The sequence below is a fragment of the Streptomyces sp. NPDC033178 genome (assembly GCF_055577685.1).
Window position 1 is genome coordinate 181,092 of the sequence record NZ_JBVIPT010000013.1, and the last position, 23,565, is coordinate 204,656.

General features: G+C 70.2%; 25 protein-coding genes. 8 read left to right on the top strand and 17 right to left on the bottom strand.

Features of this window, described 5'->3' with window-relative positions; genetic code table 11:
• Nucleotides 1-70: 70 nt before the first annotated feature.
• The 4 genes from ACZ5VQ_RS30060 to ACZ5VQ_RS30075 form a co-directional block, all read right to left on the bottom strand.
• Complete coding sequence (locus ACZ5VQ_RS30060) at nt 71-982, bottom strand: hypothetical protein (protein WP_469107620.1); 912 nt, start codon at nt 980-982, stop codon at nt 71-73.
• A 78-nt stretch (nt 983-1,060) separates the two neighbouring features.
• Entirely contained in the window at nt 1,061-1,996 is a 936-nt protein-coding gene (locus ACZ5VQ_RS30065; RefSeq protein ID WP_469107621.1) for an ABC transporter substrate-binding protein, read from the bottom strand.
• Nucleotides 1,993-2,658, bottom strand: coding sequence for an ABC transporter permease (locus ACZ5VQ_RS30070; RefSeq protein ID WP_469107742.1), 666 nt, complete (start codon nt 2,656-2,658; stop codon nt 1,993-1,995). The genes ACZ5VQ_RS30065 and ACZ5VQ_RS30070 overlap by 4 nt, the downstream gene beginning before the upstream one ends.
• On the bottom strand, nt 2,655-3,335 hold the full coding sequence (locus tag ACZ5VQ_RS30075; protein WP_200394409.1) for an ABC transporter permease: 681 nt from the start codon (nt 3,333-3,335) through the stop codon (nt 2,655-2,657). Before ACZ5VQ_RS30075 ends, ACZ5VQ_RS30070 begins: the two co-directional genes overlap by 4 nt.
• 137 nt (nt 3,336-3,472) lie before the next feature.
• On the opposite strand from ACZ5VQ_RS30075, the gene ACZ5VQ_RS30080 reads away from it, so the two are divergent.
• Both ACZ5VQ_RS30080 and ACZ5VQ_RS30085 read left to right on the top strand, forming a co-directional pair.
• A complete protein-coding gene (locus tag ACZ5VQ_RS30080; RefSeq protein ID WP_469107622.1) occupies nt 3,473-4,387 on the top strand; it encodes a lytic polysaccharide monooxygenase auxiliary activity family 9 protein in 915 nt (304 codons plus the stop codon).
• Between the two features lie 74 nt (nt 4,388-4,461).
• Nucleotides 4,462-5,376, top strand: coding sequence for a squalene/phytoene synthase family protein (locus ACZ5VQ_RS30085; protein WP_469107623.1), 915 nt, complete (start codon nt 4,462-4,464; stop codon nt 5,374-5,376).
• A 107-nt stretch (nt 5,377-5,483) separates the two neighbouring features.
• Here ACZ5VQ_RS30085 and ACZ5VQ_RS30090 read toward each other — a convergent pair whose 3' ends face one another.
• On the bottom strand, nt 5,484-7,679 hold the full coding sequence (locus tag ACZ5VQ_RS30090) for an AAA family ATPase (RefSeq protein WP_469107624.1): 2,196 nt from the start codon (nt 7,677-7,679) through the stop codon (nt 5,484-5,486).
• 108 nt (nt 7,680-7,787) lie between these two features.
• The gene (locus ACZ5VQ_RS30095) at nt 7,788-8,648 is read right to left on the bottom strand and encodes a helix-turn-helix transcriptional regulator (RefSeq protein ID WP_362075884.1); all 861 of its coding nucleotides are present in this window, start codon (nt 8,646-8,648) and stop codon (nt 7,788-7,790) included.
• Between the two features lie 186 nt (nt 8,649-8,834).
• On the opposite strand from ACZ5VQ_RS30095, the gene ACZ5VQ_RS30100 reads away from it, so the two are divergent.
• Together ACZ5VQ_RS30100 and ACZ5VQ_RS30105 are read left to right on the top strand one after the other, a co-directional pair.
• Nucleotides 8,835-9,653 carry an SDR family oxidoreductase gene (locus tag ACZ5VQ_RS30100; RefSeq protein WP_469107625.1) on the top strand — a complete coding sequence of 273 codons (819 nt, stop codon included), beginning with the start codon at nt 8,835-8,837 and terminating at the stop codon, nt 9,651-9,653.
• An 82-nt stretch (nt 9,654-9,735) separates the two neighbouring features.
• Nucleotides 9,736-9,951, top strand: coding sequence for a tautomerase family protein (locus ACZ5VQ_RS30105; protein WP_362076346.1), 216 nt, complete (start codon nt 9,736-9,738; stop codon nt 9,949-9,951).
• A gap of 52 nt (nt 9,952-10,003) precedes the next feature.
• Here ACZ5VQ_RS30105 and ACZ5VQ_RS30110 read toward each other — a convergent pair whose 3' ends face one another.
• Nucleotides 10,004-10,987: an FAD-binding dehydrogenase gene (locus tag ACZ5VQ_RS30110; protein WP_469107743.1), complete on the bottom strand. Its 984-nt coding sequence runs from the start codon at nt 10,985-10,987 to the stop codon at nt 10,004-10,006.
• 17 nt (nt 10,988-11,004) lie between these two features.
• On the opposite strand from ACZ5VQ_RS30110, the gene ACZ5VQ_RS30115 reads away from it, so the two are divergent.
• A complete protein-coding gene (locus ACZ5VQ_RS30115; RefSeq protein ID WP_469107626.1) occupies nt 11,005-11,397 on the top strand; it encodes a DUF2255 family protein in 393 nt (130 codons plus the stop codon).
• Nucleotides 11,398-11,454: 57 nt separating this feature from the next.
• Here ACZ5VQ_RS30115 and ACZ5VQ_RS30120 read toward each other — a convergent pair whose 3' ends face one another.
• The 7 genes from ACZ5VQ_RS30120 to ACZ5VQ_RS30150 all read right to left on the bottom strand — a co-directional run bounded on the left by ACZ5VQ_RS30120 (nt 11,455) and on the right by ACZ5VQ_RS30150 (nt 18,651).
• Nucleotides 11,455-12,120, bottom strand: coding sequence for an SDR family NAD(P)-dependent oxidoreductase (locus tag ACZ5VQ_RS30120; protein WP_469107627.1), 666 nt, complete (start codon nt 12,118-12,120; stop codon nt 11,455-11,457).
• Between the two features lie 50 nt (nt 12,121-12,170).
• The gene (locus ACZ5VQ_RS30125) at nt 12,171-12,746 is read right to left on the bottom strand and encodes a heme-binding beta-barrel domain-containing protein (protein WP_469107628.1); all 576 of its coding nucleotides are present in this window, start codon (nt 12,744-12,746) and stop codon (nt 12,171-12,173) included.
• 232 nt (nt 12,747-12,978) lie between these two features.
• Nucleotides 12,979-14,490, bottom strand: coding sequence for a DUF1996 domain-containing protein (locus ACZ5VQ_RS30130; RefSeq protein WP_469107629.1), 1,512 nt, complete (start codon nt 14,488-14,490; stop codon nt 12,979-12,981).
• Nucleotides 14,491-14,805: 315 nt separating this feature from the next.
• On the bottom strand, nt 14,806-15,300 hold the full coding sequence (locus tag ACZ5VQ_RS30135; protein WP_469107630.1) for a hypothetical protein: 495 nt from the start codon (nt 15,298-15,300) through the stop codon (nt 14,806-14,808).
• Between the two features lie 1,067 nt (nt 15,301-16,367).
• Complete coding sequence (locus ACZ5VQ_RS30140; RefSeq protein WP_469107631.1) at nt 16,368-16,832, bottom strand: pyridoxamine 5'-phosphate oxidase family protein; 465 nt, start codon at nt 16,830-16,832, stop codon at nt 16,368-16,370.
• A gap of 138 nt (nt 16,833-16,970) precedes the next feature.
• Complete coding sequence (locus ACZ5VQ_RS30145) at nt 16,971-17,135, bottom strand: hypothetical protein (protein WP_469107632.1); 165 nt, start codon at nt 17,133-17,135, stop codon at nt 16,971-16,973.
• Nucleotides 17,136-17,685: 550 nt separating this feature from the next.
• Nucleotides 17,686-18,651 (bottom strand): pirin family protein, encoded by a 966-nt coding sequence (locus tag ACZ5VQ_RS30150; protein ID WP_469107633.1) that lies wholly within the window; start codon nt 18,649-18,651, stop codon nt 17,686-17,688.
• Between the two features lie 120 nt (nt 18,652-18,771).
• Here ACZ5VQ_RS30150 and ACZ5VQ_RS30155 point away from each other — a divergent pair, with 120 nt between their 5' ends.
• The 3 genes from ACZ5VQ_RS30155 (at nt 18,772) to ACZ5VQ_RS30165 (ending at nt 20,151) form a co-directional block, all read left to right on the top strand.
• Nucleotides 18,772-19,254 (top strand): MarR family winged helix-turn-helix transcriptional regulator, encoded by a 483-nt coding sequence (locus ACZ5VQ_RS30155; protein ID WP_469107634.1) that lies wholly within the window; start codon nt 18,772-18,774, stop codon nt 19,252-19,254.
• The gene (locus tag ACZ5VQ_RS30160; RefSeq protein ID WP_469107635.1) at nt 19,251-19,715 is read left to right on the top strand and encodes a MarR family winged helix-turn-helix transcriptional regulator; all 465 of its coding nucleotides are present in this window, start codon (nt 19,251-19,253) and stop codon (nt 19,713-19,715) included. Before ACZ5VQ_RS30155 ends, ACZ5VQ_RS30160 begins: the two co-directional genes overlap by 4 nt.
• Nucleotides 19,716-19,803: 88 nt before the next feature.
• Nucleotides 19,804-20,151: a tetratricopeptide repeat protein gene (locus ACZ5VQ_RS30165; protein ID WP_362075848.1), complete on the top strand. Its 348-nt coding sequence runs from the start codon at nt 19,804-19,806 to the stop codon at nt 20,149-20,151.
• A 22-nt stretch (nt 20,152-20,173) separates the two neighbouring features.
• On the opposite strand, the gene ACZ5VQ_RS30170 is transcribed toward ACZ5VQ_RS30165, so the two are convergent.
• The 3 genes from ACZ5VQ_RS30170 to ACZ5VQ_RS30180 all read right to left on the bottom strand — a co-directional run bounded on the left by ACZ5VQ_RS30170 (nt 20,174) and on the right by ACZ5VQ_RS30180 (nt 23,518).
• Nucleotides 20,174-21,442: an MFS transporter gene (locus ACZ5VQ_RS30170; RefSeq protein ID WP_469107636.1), complete on the bottom strand. Its 1,269-nt coding sequence runs from the start codon at nt 21,440-21,442 to the stop codon at nt 20,174-20,176.
• Nucleotides 21,439-21,996: a helix-turn-helix domain-containing protein gene (locus tag ACZ5VQ_RS30175; protein ID WP_469107637.1), complete on the bottom strand. Its 558-nt coding sequence runs from the start codon at nt 21,994-21,996 to the stop codon at nt 21,439-21,441. The genes ACZ5VQ_RS30170 and ACZ5VQ_RS30175 overlap by 4 nt, the downstream gene beginning before the upstream one ends.
• A 124-nt stretch (nt 21,997-22,120) precedes the next feature.
• On the bottom strand, nt 22,121-23,518 hold the full coding sequence (locus ACZ5VQ_RS30180; protein ID WP_469107638.1) for a PepSY-associated TM helix domain-containing protein: 1,398 nt from the start codon (nt 23,516-23,518) through the stop codon (nt 22,121-22,123).
• Between the last annotated feature and the right edge of the window lie 47 nt (nt 23,519-23,565).

Sequence of the window (23,565 nt, forward strand, 5' to 3'; positions counted from 1 at the left end):
CTCTGCCCTTGCACGGGCGCCCGACCCCTGCCCTTGGGCGGACGCCTGGCCGCTCCTCTTGAGCCGGCGCCTAACCGCTGCCCTTGCGCAAGGTGGCCCCCCGTCCGACCAGTCCGTACGCCCAGCGCTCGTTGAACCCGGCCAGGAAGCCGATCGCGCCCCAGAACCCCCAGAAGGCGGTGCCCGCCGAGTCCGCACGTCCCTCCGCGGCGCAGACGTCGGTGATGTCGGCGGGTATCTCGATCACGGTGACGAGACCGCTGCCGAGCAGCAGATAGACGGCGATCGCGAGCAGCCAGCCGAGGAAGACCCGGTGGACCCCGCCGCGCCGCATGGCGCGGGCCTGTTGACCGGGCGGGACCGCTTCCTTCGACCCGTTGGCCTGTCGGCGCATCAGCTGATCGCCGCTGTTGCGCAGCCGTGTCAGGACGCTGAGCACCGCCCCGAACGCACCCGCTCCCCCGCAGACGAGTGCGCCCAACAGGCTCCATCGGTCGGTGCACTTCAGCGAGACGTCACAGAGGCCGAGAAGCTTCTCCCCCACCAGCAACGGCACGATCAGCAGGACCATCCCCAGCACGAATCCGCTGTTGAGCCCGCGGTTGACGGCCAGCTCGCCGTCCTGGTCGAGGCGGACCCGGATGCGCAGGATCTCCCGTTCCAGATAGGCGGCCAGATACTTGTCGGGCTCCGGACCTCCCAGCCGCTGGTCGCGCAGGACGTTTCTCAGCACGCGCTGGACCGTGGTCCGCAGCGACTGCCTGGTCTTCTCCTCGAAGGCGCGCTGCGCTTCGCCGTAGAGCGACTGCAGGTGCAGCTGCGCCTCGGGAAACGACCTGCCGAACTGCACGTACGCGTCCCGCAGTTCGGGCTCCACCAGGTCCGTCAACCCCTGCGGATCGAGATCGGTGTCCGCCCCCTCGATCGTCTCGCACACTCTCTTCCGCCAGTCCCGGCGGCTTCCCCCGTTTTTGTCCCCCATGAAGTACCTGTACCGACGGGCGCCGGACGCGGGAACCCGAGGCACCGCTCCAGTACGGTCACCGACGTCACAGACCTGTCACCTGAGGAGGCCCTTGTCCTCCAGGTACGTACGCGCCACGTCCTCCGGCAGGCGGCGCCAGCTGTCGACCTGCTCGTTCATGGACGCCAGATCGGCAGTGGTGAGTACGTCGTTGAGCCTGTCCAGTGCCCCGGTCACGCCCTCGCTGCCCGCCCTGGAGCGGTTCACGACCGGCACGATGTAGTCGGCGTTCTGCAGATCCTTGTCGTCCGCGAGCAGGACGAGTCCGAACTCGTCGAGCGTCGCGTCCGTCGTGGTGGTGAGCACCATCTGGTCCTGGCCGTTCTGCACGGCCCGTTTCGCCTGCGTAGTGCCGACGCCCTTCGGGTCCACACCGGTGATGTCGATGCCGTACGTCTTCCTCAACCCCGGTTCGCAGTACGGGCGTTGTACGCACTCGTCGCCCGCCGCGAGCCGCACTTCGAGGCCCGATCTGCCGAGGTCGCTCAGTGTCTTCAGATCGTGCTGCCGTGCGAACGCTCCGGTCACCGCGAAGGCGTTCTGGTCGACCGCTCCGCCGGGGTCGAGGACGGTGAGCCCGCGCGGGGTGGCGAGCTTGCGCAGCCCTGCCATCGTGGCCTTCAGGTCGGGCGAGCCGACGGCCGACGCGTCCGCCCCGTTGGTCTTGGCGTTGAGCCAGTCGGCGAAGGTCGCCGCGTACTCTGCGACGACGTCGATCTGCCCCGACTCCAGGGCGGGCTCGTACAGTTCGCGGTTGGCGACGGTGAGCATCGACGTCTTGTAGCCGGCCCGGTTCAGCAGCAGCGCGTACATGGTGGCGAGCAGATCGCTCTCGGTGAACCCGGCCGAGCCGATGGTCAGCTGCTTGCTGTCGCCGGGTGACTCGGTGACCTCGCCCTGGGTCTCCAGCGACGGACCTGAGGCGCAGCCGGTCAGCAGGAGCAGGCCCGCGAGCGCGGCGCGCCCCCTCATCTCGCGCCCCTCTTGGGCGCCAGTCGCTCGGCCACCTCGAAGACCCCTTCGACGAGCAGCGCGAAGACCGCCACGAGGATGGCTCCGGCGACGACCTGGGGCGTACTCGCGAGGTTGAACCCGGCGGTGATGATGCGTCCGAGACCGCCGCCGCCCGCGAGCGCGGCGATCGTGGCGGTGGCGACGAGTTGGACGGCCGCGATGCGCACCCCGTTGAGGATCATCGGCATGGCGAGGGGCACCTCGACCCGCCACAGCATCTGCCGCCCGGTCATGCCCATCCCGCGCGAGGCCCGCACGACGTCACGGTCGACCTCGCGCATCCCGACGTACGCGTTGGTGAGCAGCGGCGGCACGGCGAACAGGACGAGCGCGACGACGGTTGAGCCCTCGTCCCACTTGCCGATGGGGGTGAGGAGCAGCAGGACGAGGACGGCGAAGGTGGGGATCGCGCGGCCGACGTTCGAGATGTTGACGGCGAGTGCGCCGCCCTTGCCGAGGTGGCCGAGGACGAGGGCGACCGGCAGCGCGATCAGACAGCTGATGACGAGGCAGACCACGGTCAGCACGAGGTGCTGGGTGAGCCGGTGCCAGACGCCGTCGTCGCCCGCCCAGTTCGCGGAGTCGGTGAGCCAGTCCCAGGCGTCGGCCAGTGTGTTCACGCCCGGGCCGCCCGGGTCCACGGGGTGATCAGCCACTGCACCCCGAGCAGCAGCAGATCGGCGGCGACGGCGATGACGACACACAGCACGGAGGCGGTGAGGACCTGCGCCTTGAAGAAGGTGTTCATACCCGAGTAGATGAGGTTGCCCAGCCCTCCGAAGCCGACGATCGCGCCGACCGTGGCCAGCGACACGGCCGAGACGGTGGCGATCCGCAGCCCGGCCATGGCGGCGGGCAGGGCGAGCGGCAGCTCCACGGTGAGCAGCAGTCTGATGGGCCCGTATCCCATGCCGCGGGCCGCCTGCCGGGTCTCCTCGGGCACGGCCCGCAGTCCGGCCAGGATGTTCCGTACGAGCAGGGTCAGCGAGTACAGGACGAGACCGGCGACGACGAGGGCCTCCGACAGCCCGTAGACGGGCAGGAGCAGCGAGAACATGGCGAGCGACGGGATCGTGTAGAGGATCGTCGTCACGGCGAGCACCGGGCCCGCCGCCCAGCCCCACCGGCGTGCCAGCACGGCCAGTGGCACGGCGAGGGCCAGCCCGATGAGGACGGAGAGCGCCGTCAGCTGGAGGTGCTGGCCGACCGCGTCGAGGAGGATGTCGCGGCGGGTGCTGAGGTATTCACCGCAGATCCACTCGTTGCGCGCGAGGCAGTCGTCCGGGGGCGCGGTCACGGCTCCATTCCAGCCGCGCGGGCGCCGGGTGGCGCGTATTGATCGCCCGTACGGGGGCGTTGAACGGGTTTCGCGTGATCCCCGTACTTCAGGGGCAGCGGGCCCGACCCGTCTGCCGTGCTAGGAGGACCCGACCCATGACCGCACACCGCACCGCCGCCCTCCTCGGGACGGCCCCGCTCCTGCTCGCGGTGTGGGCCGCCGGGCCCGCCGCCGCGCACGGTGCGCCGACGGACCCCGTCAGCCGAGTGGTGGCCTGCACCCCCGGCGGGCAGCAGTCGCAGTCGGCGGCGTGCCGGGCGGCCGTCTCCTCCGGCATCGCGGCCTTCGACAATCTGCGCCTCGCGGGCGTCAACGGCCGGGACCGCCAGGTCGTCCCCGACGGCAAGCTGTGCAGCGGGGGCATCGCCGCCTACCGGGGCCTGGACCTGGCCCGGGCCGACTGGCCGTCGACCAGGCTGACCGGCGGGGCGAACATGACGCTCACCTACCGGTCGACGATTCCGCACACGGGCTCGTTCAAGCTGTTCCTCACAAAGGAGGGCTACGACCCGACGAAACCCCTCACCTGGTCCGACCTGCCGTCGCAGCCGTTCGCCACGGCGACCGACCCTGCGCTCGTGAACGGCGCCTACCGGATCAAGGCCAAGCTGCCGTCCGACCGCACCGGACGCCATCTGCTCTACACGATCTGGCAGAACACGAGCACGCCGGACACGTACTACTCGTGCTCGGACGTGGTCTTCCCCGCGGCGAAGGAGAACGCGGGGGCCGGTGAGGGCGGGACGGCGTCGAAGCAGCCCGCGGCGACACCGACGAAGGCCGCCGCCACCAAGGCCGCGGCGACTCCCACGCAGTCGGAGTCCCCGGCCGATGCCACCAGCGCTCCGGTGGAACCGTCGGTCACCGTGACCGACGCGGCCGGCGAGGCGGTCTCCTCGCCCAACTCGGGCGACGACAGCCAGTCCCTGGCCCTGCCTCTCGTCGCGGGCGGTGCGGCCGGGCTGTTGATCACGGCGGGCGCGGCGTTCACCCTGCGCCGCCGCCGGTGAGAAGCCCGAAAACCGTGACTGATAGCCTGCGCGTTCTTTAGTTATAAAAAGGAACCATCGCGTGGGAGACGTACGTGCGGACCTGGCGGAGTTGTCTGGAATCGGCAGGAGCGCACCAGGGCGCTCTGCGTGACGACTACATGAAGGTCGCGCGGTTCATGCAGCGGCGCGAGCCCGCCGGCTATCTGGCGGTGCGGCTGCTGGTGCCCGCCTCCCATCAGCCCCATGTGCTGGCCGGGTACGCGTTCGCGGCGTTCACCGACGACGTCTGCGACCGGGGGACGGTCCAGGAACGCACACGGCACTACGACGCGTGGGCCGAGCAGGTGCGTATGGCGCTGAGTACGGGAAGCGCCGCGCATCCCCTGCTGCGGGCGTTCCTGCACACCGCGGCGGAGCGTGAACTGCCGCGCCGCTGGGTCGACTCGTACCTGGAGGGTGCGCGGATCGATCTCGACTTCTCCGGGTTCAAGACCGAGGCCGACTACCAGCGGTATGTGGAGCAGCTCACCTGGCCGTTCCTGATGATCACGTCGGGGCTGGCCCATCTCGGGGGCGGGAGCGCCGAGTTCGCCGCCTCCTGCCGGCTGTTCGCCGACGCCGCCCAGCGCACGGACATCCTCACCGACCTGTCGGAGGACCTGCGCGGCGGGCGGCTGTATCTGCCCCTCAGCGATCTCGACCGGCACGGCATCACGCGCACCGACCTCGAAAAAGGGCGCGATCTGCCCGGAGTCCGCGCGCTGGTCGCGGCCACCGTCGAAGCGGCGCGCGCCACGCTCCACGAGGCCACCGTGCTTCTGGAGCACTGCTCCGAGGAGCACCGGCGGCTGATGCGGTTCATCCTCGACCTGCATCACCAGCGACTGGCGTCGGTGACGGCCCGCGGTGCCTCGGTCGCCCGCCGTCCGGTACGGGACCGTCCGGTGGCATGTCTCCGACTACTGGCCGGGCGTCCGGCACGGGGGCCGGTCCGCGCCACTGGGTGAGGCGGCCGGAGCGAGGGCCCGCGAGCGAGCAAGCAGAGCGTCAACGGGCCGACGAGCGCACCCTGTTGGCCTCGCCGGACCGGGCGCTGACGCCCGTGTGCTGTCCATCAACCCGGGCCCGGGCCGTCGAGCGGCCGCCCGTCCCGCTGGTCCGTCGGCAGGTCCCGGCCGGCGGGCACGATCGGTTCTCCGCTCAGTTCGTGGCTCCACAGCACCTCGCTCACGTGCTTCACCGCGGCCGTCAGATGCCGCCGATACGTGCTGAAGGACATTCCGAGGCGTCTGGCCACCGCCTCCTGGGTGGGCGCGGCCCTGCTGTACGTGGTCGTCACGACGCGGTGTCGTTTCTCCCCGCCGCGCTCCGCGAGGACGGTGTCGACGGCACACAGCAGGACGTCGTGGAGGCTCTGGCCGTGTGCCGCGACGAGGCGGCTACGACTGAGGGGGTTGGCCGCGAGCTCGTTGGGCCACCACAGCGCGCGCAGGGCGTCCCGTACGGCGGTGTCGAACTCCCGCCGGGACAGCACGACATAGTCCGTCCCCTCCCGCGAGGTCCCGTCCGAGGGCGCGGGCACCACCGCACCAGCGGCGGCACCGGCATGAGTGCCCGTGGCCGGGCATGTGCCGGTGCCTGCGCCCGTGCCTGCGCCGACATCGATACCGGCGCCGGCCAGCAGGGCCTTCTTCTTCTCCACCATCCACGCCAGGGCGGGCCGGGTACGCCAGTCGTGGGCGAACAGACGGTATCCGTGGCCGCCGACCACGGGTCCGGCGTCGGTCGGCAGCATGTCGCTGCGTTCGAGATAGTCGTCCCAGAAGCCGTCGTCCCGCATCACGACGAACGACCACGCGAGTTCGTCGGACCGGACGACCTCCCCGATCACCCGCCACTGGACCAGGTTCATGGCGGCCGAAGGACGCTGGTACGCCTGCGGGTCCACATGAAAACGCGCTACGGCCACACGCTCCCCCGCTCGCAGCGGCTCTGCCGTACGCACATGGGCCCAGGCGGCGGCCACCACCGGATCGACGTCCTCCCCCTCCCACTCGGCGAGTTGCAGCCAGGCGGAGAAGGCAACGATGTCATCGGTACCGGTCGACCGGTAGACGACGAACGCCTCGGGCTGCCGGTCCAGCCAGAGCCGGGCGAGCGCGGCGGACTCGGGGCCCTCCGCCTCGTGGACCAGTTCCACCACGCGTTTCTCGTCGGCGGGAGTGCACGGGAGCTCCCGCACCAGGCCGTGGGAGTGCCACTCGAAGCCCTGCGCGAGATGGCCGAGGGTCCGGTGCAGGTACACGAGCGCCTGCATCGCCGGGAGCATCTGCGCGGCGGACGCCTCCCTGACTCGGCCGAGCAGATACTCGTACATCCGTCGGCGCAGGGCGGCGAATCCGTCCGGGTCGCGCCAGCGCAGGTCGGCTGCCAGTACCTCGCGCACCACGTCGTGCGGGAAGAGCCCGGCCGCGGTGGATTCGATGAAGGGCTGGGTGCGCAGCCAGGCGAACAGTTCGGGGGCGCGCTCACCCATCATCGCCCGCAGGAGAGCCTCGGAGGTGACGTCGGCCTGGGCGCAGACCTCCAGCGCGGTGCGGTGTGCGGGGCTCGGCGGATCGCCGACGAGTCGCGGCAGCAGCGTCGCGATCACGTCCCGGCCGGGTGCCCAGTCGGCCGCCCGGGCCGTACCGTCCGCGTCCTGCCGCACGACGACCGCCGCGGCCAGGGACAGGGCCAGCGGATTGCCGCCGGTGAAGGACAGCAGCGCGTGGTGCGCCCCGGCCGGGACGCCGCGCACCCGCAGGAAGGTGGCGGCGTCGCCCCGGGCCAGGTTCCGCAGCGGTACGACATGCATCAGGTCGGCCCATCCCGGGTCGGCGACCCAGCGCGGGTCGGGGGCCGAGCGTGCGGCGACCACCGCGACCGTGCCCAGCGGCAGCCGCGGCAGGAAGTGCTCCCACAACCAGTGCTCCAGGCCCTGGCAGTGCTCGAAGGCATCGACCAGGAGCACCGATCCGGGCTCGCCGATCGCCTTTCCCGCGGCCTGCTCGAAGTCGTCGGGCGTCGCCGGAACCGTACGGCCGTCGATCTCGACCACCAGCCGTCCCGCCTCCCGCGCCTCCAGCGCGAACCGCCTCAGCAGCGTGGACTTGCCGATTCCACCGGGCCCGTGCAGATACAGCACCGGCGAACCCTGGGGGTCGCCCGCCAGCGCGGACCGGAACATCGCCCGTTCCGCCGCCCGCCCGACGAACGCCCGGTCCCGCGCCGCGACCACGAGGTCGCCTAACGAGTCGCCGTCCCCCATACCCCTGAGCCCCTCATGAACCGAACCGAATCTTTCATGACCGGTCACATTACGTCGTTCGCCGCAAGGCAGTTGAAGGGTTGGGGCGCGCGTCGCCGTGAGTTTGGTTCACGGCCGGAGAGGGGCCGGTTCCGTCATGTCCTGGGTGCCGATGACGGACAGGAGCCGCAGTTGCTCGGCGGCCCGGCTGCCGGGCGGCGCCGTGAACCAGAGGAGGCGCTGGCGGCCGTCCTCGCTGAAGAGACTGAGGCATTCGACCTCGATGACGCCGAGACCGGGGTGGACGATGCGTTTGTGGTCGTTCCTGCGCAGGCCCACCTCGTGGGTGTCCCACAACTCGGTGAACTCCGTACTGCGTCGGCGTAGTTCGCGGATCATCCGGGTCACCTCGGCGTCCCGGCCTCGTCGGGCGGCAACCACTTGCAGGTCCGCCACGAAGGCCCGGGACTGGCGGGGATGGTCCGGGGCCGGGTAGAGGGAGCGGGCCGCGGCGTCGGTGAACCACCGGTGGACGAAGCTGGCCGCCGGTCCGCGGACGGCCGGAGGACGGCCGATCAGGGCAGCGGCCGCCTCGTTCTGGACGAGCGTCTCGTGGAGGTCGGTGATGACCTGCGCGGGCGTGCCGGTGAGCTGGTCGAGGAGGCGGAGGAGCGCCGGCTGGACGTGGGCGGCGGGGCCGTGCGCGGCCGGGGGTACCCGTCGGTCCGCGAGGTGGTAGAGGTGGTCGCGCTCGTCACCGGCCAGCCGCAGAGCGCGGGCGAGAGCGGCCAGGGTCTGCTCCGAGGGCTGGGCACCGCGCCCCTGCTCCAGTTCGGTGTAGTAGTCCGCCGACAGGCCGGCCAGCTGGGCGACCTCCTCCCGGCGCAGCCCCGGTACGCGCCTGCGGGGGCCGACCGGCAGCCCCACATCACCCGGCTTCACACGGTCGCGCCGGGACTTCAGGAATGCCGCCAGTTCGGGAAAGGTCACCCCGCCATCCTCACTCGCGCACGTATCGGGAGCCAGGGGATGCCAACCCCAGGGTGGAGACAGCCCTGGTTAACGCGGGAAGAGCCGCCGATGGTGGATCTCGGGGCGCCCGTGGAGAAAGCCGCGGAACAGCGCTCACGGGTATCGCAGAAACCTCAGAAACCTCAGCAAGGAGCCATCACCATCATGTCCAATCCGAATCCGGTGGGGACGCAACCGGTGGACGCGAATCCCTCGGAGAACGTGCACAACCCGGAGGTGCCGGATGCGCGCGCCCACCCCCGCGTCGCCGTCGTCACGGGCGGCTCACGCGGAATCGGCCGCCGGGCCGTGGCCCGCCTGGCGTCCGACGGGTTCGCGGTCGTGGCCGGCTACTCGCGCAACGCGGACCTCGCCGAAGCCGCGGTCGAGGAAGTCACCGCGGCCGGCGGCCGGGCCATCGCCGTACGCGGGGACGTCGCCGACGAGAACGACATGTGCGCGCTGTTCGACCTGGCCGAATCCACGTACGGCGGTGTCGACGTGGTCGTCCACGCGGCGGGCCGGGCCCACACGGCGGCCGTCGTCGACCTGGACCTGGCGGATCTGGACGCGCTGCACCGCACCAACATCCGCGGCACGTTCGTCGTCGCCCAGCAGGCCGCCCGAAGGGTCCGGCCGGGCGGCAGCATCATCACCTTCTCCACGTCGGTCGTCGGTCTCGCGTTTCCCACGTACGGGGCCTACAGCGCGAGCAAGGGAGCGGTGGAGGCCCTGACGCTGGTCCTCGCCCGCGAACTGCGCGGCCGGGACGTGACGGTGAACGCCGTCGCCCCCGGTCCCACCGCGACCGATCTGTTCCTCGACGGCAAGGACGAGGAGACCATCGCCCGGCTGGCCGCCCAGCCTCCGCTGGAACGCCTCGGCACCCCTGCCGACATCGCCGAGGTAGTCGCGTTCCTCGCCTCCCCGGCCGGCCACTGGATCAACGGCCAGGTCGTCCGGGCCAACGGCGGCATCGTCTGACGGCCGCCCCATCCGGCACCACCGATAGCAGCCACCGCTCATCAGCAGTCAGCAACCAGCAACCACAGGAATGAGTACGAACATGCCGTTCGCGAACTTCAAGGTGCCCGCCGACACCCTCACCGAGGCGCAGAAGGAGCAGATCATCACCCGCACCACCGAGCTCTATGTCGAGATATACGGCGAACGCGCCCGCGCCACCACCCTCGTACTGGTCGAGGAGGTCACCGACGGCGGGTGGGGAATCGGCGGTGACGTACTGACGCTCGCGAAGCTTCGGGCGCCGGCGCGGGACTGATCTCCGCGCCGACACCCGTCGGCACCACATCGGCACCGTGTCGACGTAGGTCTCAGGACCCGGTCGCCGCCGCCGCGGCCCGTCCCGCCGTGCGGCCGGAGAACAGGCAGCCGCCGAGGAACGTGCCCTCCAGGGAGCGGTATCCGTGGACGCCGCCTCCGCCGAATCCCGACACCTCTCCGGCCGCGTACAGACCGGGTACGGCTTCTCCGGCAGCGTTCAGGACGCGGCCGGAGAGGTCGGTCTGGAGGCCGCCGAGGGTCTTGCGGGTGAGGATGTTGAGGCGTACGGCGATCAGCGGCCCGGCGCTGCTGTCCATGATCTTGTGGGCGGCGGCCGTGCGGCTGAGGGTGTCCCCGGGGTAGGAGAGGGCGTTGCGGATGCCCATGACCTGGGTGTCCTTGGAGTAGGGGTTGTCCATCTCCCGGTCGCGTGCGTCGATCTGCCGCTGGAGGTCGTTCAGGTCGATCAGGCCGTCCCCGGTCAACTTGTTCATGCCGCGGACGAGTTCGGACAGTGTCGTGGCGACGACGAAGTCCACGCCGTTCTTCTTGAACCTCTCGATCGGCTCCGGGGTCTGCCAGATGCGGGAGAGGAGCATCCAGATGTTCTTCTCGGTGAGGTCCGGGTTCTGCTCGGAGCCGGAGAGCGCGAACTCCTTGGCGATGATCTTCTGGGTGGTCACGAACCAGGAGTAGTCGTACCCGGTGTCGGTGATCGACTTGAGCGTGTGGAGGGTGTCGTAGCCGGGCATGTCGGGTGCGCTGAAGCGTTTGCCGGTGGCGTCGAACCACATGGACGACGGACCGGGCAGGATGCGGATGCCATGGCCCGGCCAGATCGGGTCGTAGTTCCTGAGGCCCTCGGTGTAGTGCCACATGCAGTCCGGGTTGACGATCCTGCCGCCCGCCTTCTCGGTGATCGCGAGCATGCGGCCGTCCACGTGGGCCGGCACGCCGTCGGCCCATTGAGCGCCGTGCTGTTGCCGGTGCCGATCACGGCGGTGAGTCTGGTTCCGAAGCCGGTACACCGGCATGGACAAGGAGACCGTCAATGACGACCTGGCCGAATGACGAACTCGCCCGGATCGGGGGCGCCGAGGAGCTGCGCGTCGTCTCCCTGCGGCGCGACGGATCGCCGGGCAGCTGGCGGACCATCTGGGTCGTCCGCGTCGGCGACGACATCTGCGTACGGTCCGTCAACGGGCCGACGGCCGCCTGGTACCGGGGCACCCGTGCCCGGCTGCAGGGCCGTATCCAGGCCGGTGGCGTGGACAAGGACGTGACCTTCGTCGACGCCGATCCCGCCCTCAACGACGAGGTCGACGCCGCCTACCGCGCCAAGTACGGCCACTACGCCGCGGACATCATCAAGGCCATCACCGGCCCCGAGGCGAACTCCACCACGATGCGGCTCGTCCCCCGCCCGGCGGAGTCTGCCGCCTAGGCCACGGAATCCGCCGCTTGGGCCACGGATTCCGCCGACGAGGTCACCGGCCGGCCGTCAGGAGTCGAGGTCGTCGGCGAAGTGCCGGAACCCGTGCCGGTCCTGATGGATCCCCCACAAGGTGTCCGCGAGCACGGCGGGGTCCTTCCTGTGGTGTCCGGCGATGATCGCGCCGGGGACGATCAGCTGGGCCACATGGATGCCCTCGCCGCCGAGCGCGTCGTGCAGCAGATGGCCGTACGCGCTCTCCGCGGCGAAGGCGATGGACGTGCCGGCGCGGTCGGGGTGGGGGACGACCGCGGTGCCGCCGTTGACGAAGAGGACGGTGCCGCGGCCCAGGGCGCGCATACCGGGGAGCACCTGCTGCACGGCGACGACGGGCCCGTAGACGGAGAACTCCACCGGGCCGGTGAGATCGGCGTGGGTGGTTTCCAGGACCGGCAGCATGAAGTCCCGTTGCGGGATCGGGCTGTACTGCAGGACCTCGACCGACCCCAGAGTCGCGTTCGCCGCGTCGAGGGCGGCCGCGAGGGCCTTCGGGTCCCGTACGTCGGCGGCGAAACCCCGGGCCGTGACGCCCTCGCGGCCCAGCTCGGCGGCGAGGGCGTTCGTCCGCTCGTGGTCGCGGGCGATGAGCGCGACGTCGAAGCCCTCACGCCCGAAGCGCCGCGCGACGGCCGCGCCCAGTCCGGGTCCGGCTCCGATGATGGCGATGCTGGTCATGGTCCTCCTCGATCTCCGGGGTCGGTTCGGCATGGGGGCGTCACTCCTGCTCAACGCCCTGTGAACCGCCGGCCGGGGCCGTCGTCGGCCGTGCGTCGCAGCAGCGCCGAGAGATGGTGCTGCATCGGCTGCCCGACCGCCTCCAGGTCGTGGTCGAACGTGAGCGTGTCGTCGTCGGTCAGCGTGTAGCGGCGGCGGGTGGCGTCGACCTTCTTGGCGGTGGGGGCGAGAGCAACCTCGTGGGTGGAGAGGTCGACCGTCTTGTCGGCCGCTCGGCCGACCATGATCTCGACGATGCCGGTGGGCTGGGTGATCAGTGCCTCCACCCGGCCGTCGGGCTGCAGCCGCCACCAGCCACTCTCCCGGGCCGACGGACGCAGCGGAGCGTCGTCCGCGTCGATGAGCCAGGCCCTGGCCTCGTAACGCAGGAAGGGGCGGCCGTCATGACTGAAGGTCACCTCCTGCGCGTACGCGAAGTCCCCGGTGAGCGTGGGGTAGCCGCCCTGGCCCCGGCCGCGCCAGGAACCCAGGAGGCCGAGCACGGGTTCGAGCAGTGCGTGCGGCGTCGGCGCCTCGTCCGGCCGATGACCGTCGGGGTACGGGTGCTCGGGTGCGGGGTCGAACACGGTGTGCGCTCCTGGGGTGGGTGCCGGTTCCGGTGCCGACCGGAAGCCTAGGCCGTCGACCCACTCGGCGCCCTGAAAGCGGCGGCGCAGGCGTGAACGCGGCGGGGTGGACGCGAGAGCGCCGGGCGCCAGGCGCCGGGGTGGGCACGAACGCAGCAGGGTGGGCGCCGTTCGCACGACGCCCACCCCTACCTACGTACTACCTACCGATGACTGGACCCGCTGTTCGGGCTCAGCTGCACCTGCGTCCGGAGTTGATGCACTGGACCATCTTGTCCTGCACCTTCTTGTCGAACACGTTGATGAAGTCACCATGGTCCGTGATCGGCTTGTGCGCCTGCTCGGGGAACCCGTCCAGGGAGAAGAACGGACGGGTCTTCCCGTTGTCCTTCAGGCTGGGCGCGTCCACGTCGTACACGAGCCGCTGAACCAGCTGCGGAATGGCCTTGAAGCCGGCCGGGCAGTTGCCCTTGGCGTCGGCGAAGGCCACATGCGTACGGTGGTTGGCGCTGTCGATGTTGGTGCCGTCCCAGCAGCTCTGGAACTTGAAGGTGCGCACCACGTCCCGGCCCGACGGGCAGAGGGGGTACTTGTCCTTCAGCTGCACCTTGTTCTCGAAGCCCGTGCAGCTCCAGGAGGCGTTGGCGTTGCCCGGGCCGTTCGTGAACGCCTTGGCGTCACCGGTGATGATGCGCAGGAGCTGCGGCATCGCCACGACCTTGCCGCGCGGGCTGCCCACGAAGTCCAGCGTGGCCTGCTTGGCCGTCAGGATGCGGCCGGTGTTGCCTTCGGCCCCACCGCCCAGCCGATCGGCGTCGAACTCCTTGGTGCCGTCCTGCAGACGCAGCACCGGCCAGTAGTAGGACGACTTGTCGCCCTTGTTCTTGCAACTGGTGTTGGCCTTCAGGAAGTCCTGGTCGCTGGTGAAGGCGTCGTTGTCCTGGCTGCCGACGTAGTCGTGCACGTGGTGGGCGCCGTTGGTGACGCCGGGGGCGACGATGACGTTGTCGCTGTTGTACAGCTTGTTGGCGTTCACCCCGCACTTGGTGACGAAGGTGCCCTTGGACGCCTTCGACGACTTGCGCGGCGTACTCACGTTGGGCTTGACCTTGGTGATGTCCACGAAGTCGGCGGCGACGGGCCCGTTGCCCGCGGCGGGCTGACCGGCGGCCGGCTGGCCGGAGGGCTGGCCCGAAGCGGGCTGACCGGAGGCGGGCTGGCCGGAGGCGGGCTGGCCGGAGGGCTGCCCCGCGGCGGGCTGGTTGCCGGTGGAGCGCAACGTACAGGCCGCCAGCGCCTCAAGGCCCTGCGGCTTGGTGCCCACACGGCCGATGGCGATGACGATCCGGTCGATCGTGGCCTTCCGCTTGTCCTTCAGCGGATTCACGATCGCGTTCTGCGCGAAGTTCGCGTCCTGCTGAATCGCCTGCTGAGAGGTGGAGAGGCGCTGGTAGGCCTCGGACACCTGCTTGTCGAGCAGGGCGAGCTCCCTGTCGACCTGGGTTCGGGCCTTGGCGGGCACCGCCTTCAACTGCTGGCCGACGTCGGGGCAGTCGATCGTGGAGGATCCGGCCGCCAACGCCTGGTTCTGAGCGTTCTGGGCTGTGCCCTTCGATGCGCCGGTTTCGTCGGCAGAGGCATAGATGTTGGCCGCGACGAGTCCGCCGGCCCCCATGGCCAGTGCCGCCGCAGCGCCCACCACCCGAACGGTGGTCTTCGACTTCTTCCGCGTGTTGCGTCTCATCAGGCCTCTCTGAACATCCTCGGAACCGGCGGGACTTCCGGTGTGGGCGAAGCTCTCCTTCGATACGGATGTGGTCGCAGGATGTTCACTGAATTCTCAGATTCATAGTTTCCTCCACCCGCAATCCGGGCATAGGAACCCGACTCGGGCGCCGGAACGACCACGTTCTCCGCGAGGGATCCACGACCTTCACGCGTTCGCCGCTCGCGAAGTCGGGGCACCAACCGGCGGAAAACGGGCATTCATGAGGCACCAAGGCGGCGCTTGTTGTCAGAGGAAGTCCGGGCACTCCTCGGCAAAGCCCTGTGAGACGGGCTACCACACGCCGTGATCCTCACGCACGCTCAGTCGATCCGCTTCCTCCGCGGTCTCGATCAGCTGAGTGGTGGTCAGGGAAACAGCCGCCGCGAAGACCCGCCCGAGGTGGCGGCAGTGCACCATCGGGCGGAGTCCTTCCGGGTACGGCTCATCGGCGACCGCGAAGAGATCAGGCAGGGTCCAGCCCAGCGGACCCGCTACGGCGGACAGCTGCTGCCGGCGGTGCGGACTCGGGTCCCAGCGCCACATCATCCCGTGCAACGTGCTGAGGGACAGTCCCATGAACGGCAGTTCGCGGATGCCGAAGCCGCGGTTGCGGATCAGCGCGCCGAGCACGGCGGCCGACCTGGTCTCGGCGGGACGGCGGCCCGGCCACGCCGGCTGCACGAAGGGTTCTGGAGCGGCGACGCGGGGCAGCGAGCGGACGAAGGCCTCCAGCCCGGCGAGCTGTGAGTGGTTGCAGTGACTGACGCGGTATGCGAACTGCCTCATGACCCTTGCGTCGCGCTCCGGAGGAAGGAGTTCCGCCGGCACCGGGTGGCCCGCGACAACGAAAAGGTCGGCGGCCGGTAGGTCGAGTTCGGCTGCAAGTTCGTTCAGTCGCTGCGGGGCGGTGCCAGTTCCGCCCGCCGCGAGGCTGCTCAGGATAATGGCCCTCTCCATGTGAGGAACGTAGCGGGTGGGCTGCCAGGACGGCCGGGCGCCGCCCCACGATGATCTACTGGCGGTCCTGCGGGTAGTTGCGGACTCGCGGCGCCTGCGGGGCTTGCGGTGAACACGGGTGGCGGCCTCTACAGTTGGAGCTTCTGACCGCCCACCCTCGAAGGCGCCTCACGTTTGACGCCGCTGCACGCCAAGAGCTCGGTCCCGGTGGCGTTGAGATACAGCGTGAAGTGCCACGACCGGTCTGCTGCGTCGATCATGCCGTGCGGAACCGCTCGTCGCGGTGGTGAGCCGGGATCTCAAAGGTCTCGTCGAAGGCGGAGGGTCGTCAGGCCGATTTTCAACGACCGCCTCAGCCTCGCTGCAGCGATCCGCAGCCGGATGAACGGAAAGTGCCTCGACATCCTGGGAGGCCGGCCTGAGAACGGCCAACTCCTGGTAAGCGGGAGCTGCAACGGAGCGCGGAGCCAGAGCTGGGACTTCTGAAGGGTGGCCCGGTCCGGCACATGGTGTGCCGGACCGGGCCGCTGTCACCTGGTGACGTGTGCCGCCCGGCTCGGCCGCACAGTTCTCGCGTGGATCGCGCGTGCCGACCCGAGGTTGCGCGGGTCACAGGTGGCGTAGATGCGATGGAGCTCGCTGCGTACGCGAACCGCCGCTGCGGTGAGTGCGACCACGCCTCGACCGCGTCTGCCACGAACTCACGTGTCTGCTCTTCGGTGTTCGGCCCCCAGGCCTGGAAACGGCAGGCCTGATCGAGGGAGGCTCAGGAGTGGACGGCTCGCCAGTCCGCGAGCCGGATTCTGCTCAGGGTCACCACATGTCGCGACACAAGCAGATGTTGTCAGGTGAGGTCGCGTCGATCCATCCGTGCGAAAACAGGTGCTGAGCTTGTCCTACGGTTCTAGCCACATCCCGTCGCGCATGATGACTCTCCCGCGCAGTTCCGGCTCGCCGCGCCAGGCGCGCACAGTCCGCGGGACCACTCGTACATACAGGAAGGAACCCTCTTCCACGCGTGGATCCCACCCGAACTTGTCGGCGAACGCCTCCGCCGCGCCTGCGGGCACCTCTTGGTCCGGGAAGCACTCCGCCTCACCCTGGAGGAGCACCACGTCGAAGGTGTCCGGCAGCGCCAGGCGCAGGCGCGGCTCCTCGCGGACGTTCCGCGCGGTCACGGAAGTGGCGCCGGTGCACATCCACACCGCTCGCCCGTCCCACAAGAACCACAGCGGCACCTGGTGCGGCCCGTGATCGGGGTGAGCCGTCGACACCCACACATCCCGCTCGGTGACAAGCCGCTCCAAAGCGTCGTACGTACGCTCCGCCGTCCCGCGGCGAACGATCCCCGTGCTCTCCATGACGACCGACCCTAGCCAAGCAGGCGCGATGCGCGCCTGAGGCGCAGGACCTACTCCCAGCGACCGACGAACCCCTCAGCCTTTGGCTCGGGGCGACCAACTGCCCTGCTCAGGTCGGCTTCGTCTGGTGGCGGTTTGTCAGGTGGTGCCGGGCGGCGTCACCTCCACGAGGTGGGCGGAGGAGAAGCGCCAGCGGAGCCACAGGACGGATTCGATGTCCCAGTAGGGAGGGGCGGTCGCTCCGCCTTTGACCGAGAAGCGGAGGCCCTGGGTACCGACGATCGCGCGGAGGGATACGTGCACCCCCGCATAGTCCCGGGCAGCCGCGTTCCAGTCGGGAAAGACCGCGCCGCCGTGCACGAGTGGGTACCGTCCGACGAAGGCTGCCCAGTCGCCGGCCCCCGTGATCTCCAGAACTGATGCCGCGGGTCCGTCACCTGGAGTTCCCACGTGTGCCAGGGCCCTCTCGTTGCGCCGTGAAGGTGTAGAGGCCCGGGTGGAACGGGCTTCGTGCTGCGAGGGATTCGCACCGTCGAGGGAGCGGTGAACCATTCGCGGTCCGGGGTGAGTCGCCGTGACGGCATCAGCTCGTGGCGGCTGCTGCGGATCCAGTGCCGGCGCGTACGGTCCAGGGGGCCGTGGACGATGCTCGGCTCATCGCGTGCGAGGTGCCTCAACAGCAGGCAGCACGGAAGGTGGCCGGCCGAAGCGTTGCCGTTCGAGCGGAGACCAGCGGGATGACGGCCAGGACGGGGATGACTACCCCGCCCTCGATGTGCGGGGCACATGGCGTTGTGGGCTGTCGCGAGGGGCCGGCGGCGCAGCCGTGCGACGGCTCCCGGATTCCCGCAGTTCAGCGCACCCTTCCACGCGGCTTCAGCGGCACGGGCGGAAGTTCGGGAGCGGGCAGTGCGGCCCCGCCGTACCCCACCACCTCACCGAACCGCGAGCCCGTCATCCAGTCCGCACGGGCCTGGGTGATCTCCTCCTGGGAGCGGCCGATGAAGTTCCACCACATGATCAGCTCCTCCTCGAACGGCTCACCCCCGAGGAGCATGAGGCCCGCGTCCGACTCGGCGCGCAGGGGGAGTTCGGAGCGGCCGCAGCCGAGGTAGAGCATGGAACCGGGCAGCAGCGGTACGCCGTCGACGTGGGCCTCGCCGGACATGGACAGCACGGCGTACTCGAAGTCCGGCTCCAACGGGAGGCGTACGTCGGCGCCCTGAGCCAGGGCCAGGTCGGCGCCGACGATCGGGGTGTACGTCGTCCCGGGCGAGGCCGCCCCGTCGACGCTGCCGAGGATGAGCGTGGCCTCGATGCCGGGTGCGGTGACGACGGGCAGTTCGGCGTGGTGCTCGAACAGCGGGTCGGCATGGCGGTCGCTGTCGGGGAGCGCGACCCACAGCTGCGCGCCATGGAGGAAACGGGCGTGCGACTTGGGGCTCTCCTCCGAGTGGCTGATCGCCCGGCCGGACGTCATCAGGCCCAGCTCGCGCGGGCGGATCGTCTGGAGGCTGCCGGTGGAGTCGCGGTGCAGGACCTCGCCCTCGTGGAGCCAGCTGACCGTCTGCAGGCCCATGTGCGGATGCGGCGGAACCTGCATGCCGGGCTCTTCGGCGATGTCGTCGGGGCCGTAGTGATCGACGAAGCACCAGGCGCCCACCATGCGCCGGCCCAGGTTGGGCAGCAGACGGCGGACTTCGCTGGACTCGCCCAGCTTGACCCGGCGGGGACTGAGGAGTTCACGCACCGGCTCCGCCACCACGAAACCCCGGCCGCCGCACAGAGCGGGAACTGCCTCGCGATCAAGATTGCTCATGGCCCACAACCTAGCCCCGTGAGGGACTTTTCGTCAGTCCATCCACCCGCCGACCGACGGCCACGGCGCCCGCCCCATGGATACTAGCCATGTACATAGTAGCCATGTACCGTATCCCTCGTGAGTATGAACCCCGAGGGCGCGACGCCCGGTTTCCTGGTGTGGCGTCTGTCGATGAAATGGCGGGTCGCCGTGGACCGGGCGGTGGCGCCGCTCGGCCTGACCCACGCGCAGTATTCGCTGGTGGCGTCGCTGTACGGCATGCACCGGACCGGGCTCCGCCCCAGCCAGCGGCAACTCGCAGACCACACAGGGCTCGAACCGCTGTACGTGTCGAAGCTCGCCCGCGCCCTGGAGACCGCCGGACTGGTCGAGCGCACGCGGGACCCCGCCGACCCCCGCGCGGTGCAGCTGACGCTCACCGATCAGGGTCGCGAGGTCACCCGCCGCGCGCTCGGGATCGTGCACGGGCTGCTGGAACAACTGCTGACGCCACTCGGAGGCCTCGACGGCCCACGCACGAAGGCTTTCAGCCGCGAGCTGGCGACCCTGCTGGACGTACCACTCGACCCGCCGACCGAGAACGAGACGGAGCAGTCATGACCACCGCCACGCCCACCACACCCGCCACACCCACTGTCAACGGCCGCGTCATCGCCCTGGCCCACTACGCGGGCCGCGCCGTCCTGGAGCGCGTTCTGACGCGTACGGGCAACACCTTCCACCAGTCGGTGACCCTCAGGGTCGTCGCCGCCGAGGACGCCCCCGTCGAGCGAGACAAGGTGGCAGCCGAGGTGACCGGCTCGCTGAAGATCGAGGAGTCGGCGGTGCAGACCACCATCGACGAACTGGTCGCAGCGGAGCTGGTCGAGGAAGTCCCGTCGGACGGTTCCCGGCTGCGGTTCACACCGGCCGGCCGGGAGCTGTACGAGCGGGTCACCGCCGAGACGAGCGAGATCTCCGCCCGGATCTACGCGGGCATTCCCGCCGAGGACCTGGCGACGGCAGGCCGCGTACTGACACTCGTCAACGAACGGGCGAACGCCGAACTGACCCGGATGTAGCAGCCACCGGCATCCCCTTTGGGCGCGCACGAGAGTTGTGGAATATTCAACGAAACGGCGTCGTTCTGCCCGTCGAAGGAGGTCGGAAGTGGACACGACGTACTACGACCACGGGACGCCCGCGGAGCGCTGGGAGCGCGCCCGGATGTTCTTCGACGCCAAGGAATACGCCGCCTCGGCGCGCATCCTCGACGGCCTGGTCGAGGAGGTGCCGGAGCAGGTGGGCCCGCGACTGCTGCTGGCCCGCGCGTACTACCACTCGGCCCAACTGGGCCGCGCGGAAACCCAGTTGCGACTGCTCGTCGAGCGCGACCCCGTAGAGCACTACGCCCGACTGATGCTGGGCCGCACCCTCCAACGCCAGGGCCGAACCGACGAGGCCGAACCCCACATCCGCCTCGCATCGGCCCTCGCGGGCGAGTTCGAGGCCTTGTGAGTACCGGGAGGAACGGGAGCGGCTAGAGGCGAGTGGCTCGCAGCGGCGGGCTGAGCGCGGTCGCGGCCGCAAGGACGCAGATCGCGCCGCACCCGGCGAAGAAGGTCGCCGTACCCCAGAGTGCGGCGGCCAGGCCGGTGAGCGGGAAGAGCAGAGGGCTGAGCCCCAAGGTGCCGAGGGTCGTCACGGAAGTGACGCGCCCGAGGTACCGGGGCTCGGCCTCTTTCTGCAGCAGGGCGTTTCCCAGAACCATCGCGACGCCGCTCACCGCACCGAGAAGCCCGCTGAGCACGACGGCTGTTGCTGGTGTCGTTGCCCTGCCCAGCATCGTGACCAGACCGGCGGTGGCGGCGAGCGAGACCGCCAGAACCGCTCCGGCGCGTGGTACCCGGCGGACTGCGGCCATCGCCAGGGCACTGATGGCTCCGCCGACGCTGAACGCGGCGAGAATCCAGCCGAGTGCGGCGGCGTCCCAATTCCGTTCATCGGCAAGAAGGACGAGTCCGGCCGCGAGCGGGCCGCTGAAGCACATCTCGCCGAGAGCGATGACCCAGACGAGGCGGCGCAGCCGCCGGTGACCGCGCAGATAGCGAAGGCCGTCGCCCAGATCGGCCGACAGAAGCCGGGGCGCAATGGCTTCGACGGGACCGCACCGACGCTGCGCGGGCTCGACGTCCCCCTCCATCGGCGCCGTGGCGACCGCCGTCGCGACGACCGGTGTCGTACGCACCGCCGACAACAGCCCCAACGACACCCCGAACAGCACTCCCACCACGGCGAATGCGCCCGTCGCTCCCGTCATGGCCAGGGCGAAGGACCCGACCAACGGCCCCACCGCGTTGCTGAACCGCACCGCCAGGACCCGCATGCCCTGTACGCGGGCCAACTGCCCCTGGTCCGTGAGTCTCGGCGGCAGGGCACCCACCGCCGGCATGAACACCGCGTCGACAACGCCGAAGAGCACGGACAGGACGTACAGCAGCCATAGTTGAGGGCCGCCGGCCCAGGTCCCGGCGGCGGCGCCGAGCAGCACACCGCACCGTACGAGGTCGCTGCCGATCAGGACGCGGCGCGGGCCGAAGCGGTCGGCGAGCACACCGCCGCCCAGCATGAGGACGGCACGGGGTATCGCGCCGACGGCGAGAACGACACCGACCTGTGCGGGACCAGCGACCCGCGCAGTGGCCCAGGACAGGGCCATGAAGTAGGCGACGTCGCCGGTGACCGAGGTGGTGTAGGCGCCCAGCCAGCGCAGGACGTTGGGATCGCGGAAGGTCGGCCTCGTGGTCACTTCTCTTCGGTGAGCAACGGGAACATCTGCAGCTGAACGGCCACCCTCTCGGCCCCCTCGGTCGGCTCCCCCGTCCGGTACCGCTCGATCACTGCCGCCAACTCCCGCTTCATCGCGTCGAGTTCAACCGGCGTCAGCTGCAGTGCCTGACTCATGAACGTGCTGACCCCGAACCACTCGTCGGGCAGGACCGGTACGACCTCGCCGGCCACCCTGCGCAGCGTCTCGCCGTCGGTCAGGGCCAGAGCCTGTACGTACGCGCGGCTCTCGGTCGCGTCCGGTGATGTGGACGGGTCGTGCATCGAGATCCGGTGCCGTGCACGCCACCACCGGTCCCGCCTCGTCCCCCGCTCCGCGTCCTCCTCGATGAGCCCGCCCGCCGCCAGACGCCGCAGGTGATAGCTGGCCGCGCCGGAGTCCAGCTCGAAGTGCATGGCCAACTGCCGCACGGTCGCCGGGCCTTGCCGGCGCAGGCGGTTCAGCAGTGCGAGCCGCATGGGGTGCGCCAGTACACGTAGTGCGGCCGTGTCGAGGGTGATGTCGTCGTCCGCCATGGGGCGCAGCGTAGAACGCGAAGAACTCTTCCGGAAGAGTTCTTCGCGAACATCTCTTCGTGATCACGTCGTTGCGGCCGGGCCCCTGCCTGAGGGACCCGGCCGCGCGGGGAATGGCGAGCCGCTACTTGGCCGTCGTGTACGTCCGCTTTCCGCGGCGGTGTGCGATCTCGCCCAGTACGACGTCCACGGCGATGAAGGCGGCCAGTGGGATGCCGAGGAGGGGGACGAAGTAGCCGAGGACGGCTGTTGCGGCCATCAGGGGGACGAGGACGTGGGCGGGGACCTGTTGCCAGGCGCCGCGGGGGATGGGGCGGCCGAAGGCGGAGGCTCGGCCGCGTTGCCACCACATGCGGTAGCCCCAGAGGATGAGGAGGATCAGGCTGAGGGCCAGGGCCATCAGTACGAGTTGGTTGCCGAGCCCGAACAGGACTCCGGTGTGGGCGTCGATGCCCCAGCGGGTCAGCTTCGCGAGGACCGGGTAGTCGGCGAACCGGACCGTGTCGGTGACCTCGCCGTTCGACGGGTCGACGGCGACCGCGTCCTGCTTGGTGGGCCAGCTGCGCTGGACCTGCCGCACCACGTACCCGGACTCGGCGTCGGCCGGCGGGACGATCTCCACCGGGTCGCCCAGGCCCTCCGCCCGCGCGGACGCCAGCACCTTGTCGAGGCCGACGCCATGCTCGACGTCCTCCTCCGCCGAGGCGGAACCGTGGCCGGAGTGCTCGCCGCCCGCGGCCGCCGACACCGCGGGGGTGGCCTGGTGGAGCGAGGTGCGCAGTTCGTCGATGTGCGCGCCGGCGTACGTCGACCAGGTCAGTCCCGTCGCCGCGAGGAAGAAGAACCCGAGGGCGGCCCAGACGCCGACCGTGCCGTGCAGACCGAGCGTGCGACGGCGGCCGGTGGTGCCGCGTATCTTGCGCTGCGTACGGCGGCGGCTGAACCAGAGCACCAGACCGCCGCCCGCTGTCACCCACAGCCAGCTGGCGGCGAGTTCGCTGTAGAGCCTGCCGTTCTGGCCGAGTTGCAGGTTGGCGTGGAACTCGTCGATCCAGGTGCGCAGCGGCAGGGCGCCGGTGGATCCGTACTGTTCGAGCGAGCCGCGCACCTTGGCGGTGTACGGGTCGACGAACACCGCGAGGGTGTGGGTTTCACCGATGCCGGGGACGCCCGACAGCATCACCCTGGTGGTTTCGTCGTCCTTCGGCGAGGGGCGGACGGCGGAGACCGTGCCCTCCGGGTGCGCCTTGCGGGCGGCGGTGACCTGCTCGGATATCGGCAGCTTCTCGTCGCCGACGGGGACGGTCATCTCATGCGAGTAAAGGATCTTCTCGGCCTGGAACGACGCCGCGTAAAGGAATCCGGTCGTGGCGGCGACCAGGAGGAACGGGGCGACGAGCACTCCGGCGTAGAAGTGCAGCCGCAGGACCAGGGGGCGCAGCGGCGACCAGAGGCCGCGTTTCGGGGAGGGGGCGACGGCTTGCGGGGACTCGTCCGTCTCGGTCGTGGGAGCGGTGGTCATCGGCGGGCTTCTCCGGTGGGGCTGGGGACGACGGGCCGTGCTCGGCC